The following is a 3066-nucleotide window of genomic DNA, read 5'->3' as shown; positions in this document are numbered from 1 at the left end:
GAAGTGATGCGTTATAGTTGGACCAGTTCGTTGTTCGATAGCGGGAAGAGGCAGGCTTCGGCATGCCGCCGATCTAACCTACGGGATTCGCAAAGTGAATCCTCTACGGCCTTTGTGCAACAACGCCACGTAGCTCCACGGCTTGCGCATTGGTCGTCACACTTGGGCGTCGCCACCGAAGCCTGGGGCATCCGGCCGATGAAAACGAAATGGGGGAGCTGCAATCCGGACAAGAAAATCGTCTGGCTAAACCTCGAGCTCTCTAAAAAGCCCGCTCGGACAATTGACTATGTACTGCTGCATGAACTCGCCCACCTGATATCGCCTCGCCATGATGAACGTTTCCTCAAAGTACTTGACGACAATATGCCGAGGTGGCGCAGTGTACGCGCCGAACTCAATCAGTATCCGCTCGCCGCGTGGAACGAACTGCCATCCGCGTCTCAGTACATTCACACACGCCTTCTCGGTTTCTAGCGCCTTTTCCAGCGCCTGCCGCAACTCCCTTCCTCGCTCGACAAATCGCCGAACACGCTCGGGATCATTTTCAAAGTTGCGTATGCCGCCGCGGCTGCGCGACTTGATGTTATGCTCCTAGGCCACCGTTCGTTTTAACGTTCGGCTTATCCACGTCATGCTCAATGCAAAATCGGGTGGCGCTCGAGATCATAAGCGCGCTGGATTACACGCGCTGCGGTTCGCAAGCTCATACTCTGGTTCTTCCGGCCCGAGCGATTGAACGCTTCCACTGCAGCTTCGATCCCTGTGTCATCAATACCCTTCTTGTGACCCTCGCGGCGAATAAATTTCACCAGCTCAGCTTGTGTCAGATGCCGCAAACGGATTGGTGGGCATCTGCTTAGAAGAGGCTCGGGCAGGCTCCGGAAGTCATTCGAGGTCAGCACCCATGCCACCCAGCTCATGTCGAATTTCACTTGATAGTATGGGCAGCTCCAGTTTTGCGCCGTCAGAGGCTCAAGAAGGGGCAGCAAAGCCTCGGTCAGCCCAAACGCTCGTCCTGATACAGATTTCGCCGTGTCGGCTTTTTCGACCTCGTCAACGACAACCACCGGGTTCGCGACCCGAGATTGAAGAATGGTTTCCAAAATTCGGCCGGGAGCAGCATTGCTCCAGCCTTTCTGTGAGGCAACGATTCCGAAGGATGCGTTCTCATTGGTAGCTTCGATCACTGTCGTAGGAACCGACAGCAATTCACCCAGGCGGCGGGCCCAATGGCTCTTTCCAATTCCAGGCGGTCCATCAAGTAGAATAGGCGGCAAGCGAAGGCCTGCTGTCCCGTCTCGAACCGACCTCCGCATCGCGTGCCATATCTGCTCGGTCGCGGCGCCCATCCACGGCATTTCTTCATGCAGCGCCGCAGCAATTTCATCAGCACGATGCTCGGTAGGTATTTCCACGAGATTGACCCCGTCACGCAGCGTCGTGAGACGCTCGCGGTCAGCTCTGACGAGATGAGCGAGACCGGACGCAGCCTGTCTGCGTTCAATGATCCTTCCGGCGCGTCTTTGAACGCGGATCCTGTCAATGTGCGTAATATCTACCGACAGCAGCTTATCGGCATCCCCCTCGGGCAACTGTTGTTTGCCAGATCTAAGAGCGGCTACGAGCCCGCACCTCAACAGCCGCAAATGCCGGGTGAAACGCTTTTCCAGTCTTTCCCTGGTTTCCTCAGGCGGGAAAAATCGGACATCAATGAAGGGTATCAATGGCATTCTATTGATCCTCGGCATGCTGGCTTTGAAAGGGAGCGGGACGGTGATACGGCGCAGAAGCAACCCGGCGCCAATCTATCCCTTCGAACAGGGCTTCGAATTGGGCCTTCGTCAGGGTCATTGTCCCATCCGACAACTTGGGCCAGATGAAACCACCGCCTTCGATGCGCTTGTAGATCAGAACCAGGCCAGTACCGTCCCACATAAGCACCTTGATCTTGTCACGCCCCTTGGAACGGAACACGAAAAAGGCACCTGAAAACGGGTCGAGTTCGAAGTTGCTCATGACGTAGTTGGCGAGGCCGTCAATGCTCTTTCGGAAATCGACAGGCGTGGTCGCCAGGTAAATCTTGAATGAGTTTGACGGAGCGATCATGAGGTTTGACCGGCAACCCGAATGAGTTTCATTAAATCGGCTTCCGGTATGCTAACTGGGGATTCAAAACACAGCGCACCGCTGTGGAAACGCGCAAATTCAGGCGCCGCCCGAAGACGCTGTTCTCCAGCCTGATGGCCTGCGGCTGCTGCGGCGGCGGCTTTGCCAAGATCTCCAAGGACAGCTTCGGCTGTTCCCCGGCCCGGAACAAGGGTGCCGCGGTCTGCAGCAACAAGCGCACTATCAAACAGGCTGACTTGGAAGTCCGGGTGCTGGACGCGCTGGCCAACCACCTGATGGATCCGGATGCGGTGCAGGTCTCTTGCAAAGAATACACTGCCGAGCGCAACCGGCTGAAGGCCGCAGCCGCCGGGAACCGCAAGGAAAAGGAACAGGCGCTCGACCGTGCTAAACGCGACCACCAGAAGCTGGTAGATGCGATCATTGCGGGCATTCCCGCAGACCAGGTGAAGGACCGTATGATCGATCTCGACACGCGGCGCCAACAGCTGGAGCGGGAGCTGGAGCAGACCCCTGCCCCGGACACGGTGGTGTTTCACCCGTCGATGGCGGAGGCCTACCGCGAGCGGGTCACCCGGCTGATCCGGACCCTTGGCGCGACCGAAGGCATGGAAGAGGCCAAGGAGGCGCTGCGGGCATTGGTGGAGCGGATCGTGCTGACGCCTGCGGCGGAGGGCACCGGCCTGGATTTGACGCTGGAGGGGGATCTGGCGGGGCTGCTGCGGCTTGCGGCGGATGCGGAAGGCGCGAACACGAAGAAGGCCTCGGACGGCGCGCCGGAAGTCTTTGATATATCTGAGGGTATTGTGTTGGTTGCGGGAGTAGGATTTGAACCTACGACCTTCAGGTTATGAGCCTGACGAGCTACCTGGCTGCTCCATCCCGCGTCAGGGTATATTGATCGTTTAGAGAGATTTCTGGATTTTACTAGGTTTG

General features: G+C 57.4%; 4 protein-coding genes and 1 tRNA gene. 2 read left to right on the top strand and 3 right to left on the bottom strand.

The window, feature by feature from the left end; translation table 11 throughout:
* The first annotated feature begins 6 nt into the window (after positions 1-6).
* Positions 7-477 (top strand): M48 family metallopeptidase, encoded by a 471-nt coding sequence (locus tag ACP151_RS21210; protein ID WP_424980779.1) that lies wholly within the window; start codon positions 7-9, stop codon positions 475-477.
* Between the two features lie 161 nt (positions 478-638).
* On the opposite strand, the gene ACP151_RS21205 is transcribed toward ACP151_RS21210, so the two are convergent.
* Positions 639-1733, bottom strand: a complete 1095-nt coding sequence (locus tag ACP151_RS21205) for an AAA family ATPase (protein ID WP_424980777.1) — start codon at positions 1731-1733, stop codon at positions 639-641.
* A 1-nt stretch (position 1734) separates the two neighbouring features.
* On the bottom strand, positions 1735-2109 hold the full coding sequence (tnpB, locus tag ACP151_RS21200; protein ID WP_424980776.1) for an IS66 family insertion sequence element accessory protein TnpB: 375 nt from the start codon (positions 2107-2109) through the stop codon (positions 1735-1737).
* A 134-nt stretch (positions 2110-2243) separates the two neighbouring features.
* Here tnpB and ACP151_RS21195 point away from each other — a divergent pair, with 134 nt between their 5' ends.
* A complete protein-coding gene (locus ACP151_RS21195; protein ID WP_424980778.1) occupies positions 2244-2984 on the top strand; it encodes a zinc ribbon domain-containing protein in 741 nt (246 codons plus the stop codon).
* Here ACP151_RS21195 and ACP151_RS21190 read toward each other — a convergent pair.
* Positions 2941-3017 (bottom strand) — tRNA-Met (locus ACP151_RS21190). The genes ACP151_RS21195 and ACP151_RS21190 overlap by 44 nt on opposite strands.
* Positions 3018-3066: the final 49 nt, after the last annotated feature.

It is taken from the genome of Leisingera sp. S232 (assembly GCF_049800895.1).
Lineage (GTDB): Bacteria > Pseudomonadota > Alphaproteobacteria > Rhodobacterales > Rhodobacteraceae > Leisingera.
Note: the sequence above shows the minus strand (reverse complement) of the source record. Positions and strands in the feature narration are given on the sequence as shown.

What these genes read in the sequence shown, in the direction of transcription:
- ACP151_RS21210 (WP_424980779.1), top strand. Translation starts at nt 7, where the DNA reads ATGCGTTATAGTTGGACCAGTTCGTTGTTCGATAGCGGGAAGAGGCAG.
- ACP151_RS21205 (WP_424980777.1), bottom strand. Translation starts at nt 1,733, where the DNA reads ATGCCATTGATACCCTTCATTGATGTCCGATTTTTCCCGCCTGAGGAA.
- tnpB (WP_424980776.1), bottom strand. Translation starts at nt 2,109, where the DNA reads ATGATCGCTCCGTCAAACTCATTCAAGATTTACCTGGCGACCACGCCT.
- ACP151_RS21195 (WP_424980778.1), top strand. Translation starts at nt 2,244, where the DNA reads ATGGCCTGCGGCTGCTGCGGCGGCGGCTTTGCCAAGATCTCCAAGGAC.